This window comes from Klebsiella sp. A-Nf5, from assembly GCF_002810545.1.
GTDB lineage: Bacteria > Pseudomonadota > Gammaproteobacteria > Enterobacterales > Enterobacteriaceae > Klebsiella > Klebsiella variicola.
Map to the genome: position 1 here is coordinate 1 of NZ_PIOG01000200.1, position 951 is coordinate 951.

The 951-nt window shown below is 58.3% G+C and carries 1 protein-coding gene; it reads right to left on the bottom strand.

Annotation, left to right across the window (positions count from 1 at the left end; genetic code table 11):
• Positions 1-951 (bottom strand): alginate lyase family protein (locus CWM53_RS20225; protein ID WP_100750844.1); only part of this gene is annotated, 951 nt, incomplete at both ends.

Here is a 951-nt window from a genome sequence, read left to right on the forward strand (position 1 = left end):
ACATCGCGATAGCTGGCGGATTGTTTTGCATAACCACGGGCTGACTGCAGCAGCACCCGCAGCGCGCTATCCCACACTATCCCCTGCAGGTCACTGTACGGCCAGAGATCGGGTTCACGGATAAACGGCACCAGGTAATCTATCCCCTGCTTCACTCCTCGCCCGTCGCGGATGGTGTTCCAGCGATCGAATTCGACATGCTCGGCATAGCGATTCAGCAGCAGATGCGCCTCCAGATTAAACAGCGAGTAATGGAACGGAATGGTGCGCTCAAGCTCCATGGTCTGCTTGCCATCCTGGTCAATCTGCGCCGCCATTCGCTGGGTGATCCCCTGCGCAATGATCCGCGCCGCCAGCCCTTTATCGCCGTAGAATAGCGCGTTAACCGTCCGCTGGGCGTCGTACCAGGTGCCGTGGTTGTTGTGCCAGACATACTCTGAATGGCCGATTTCGCTGTAGTACATCCAGTGGTTAAAATCCCGGAACCACTGATGCAGGCCGATAATATCGTCGGTATCCAGCACGTTCGCCGGGCTAATCAAGCCGATGGTATCGACCACCATCCACATTAAGCGAGTGTCTATTAGCCCGGTGCCGCGACCGGAGACAATCCCCGGAATTGCCTGGCCGTAGTTCAGATGCGGATTCATTCGCGTCTCTGAATCCAGGAACCAGCAGCGGATCTGCATGGCCGCCGCCTGGGCGTAGTGGCGCTGACCGGTGAAATACCACGCCAGTCCCAGAGTCAGACAGCGTTCGCACATGCGGATAATGCGCGAGGTGTCGGTATCGTTATTTTCACACTGCGGATTGATATGCCCGTCGCGGCGAATATACGGCAGCCCGTTGGGGCGCCGTGGGTTCGGCCACCAGTAGGTGCCCAGGCTGTAGTAATCGTGCGCGTCGCCGCTCGCCGGCCGCAGTTTTTTATGCACAACGCTTTCCGGCGCT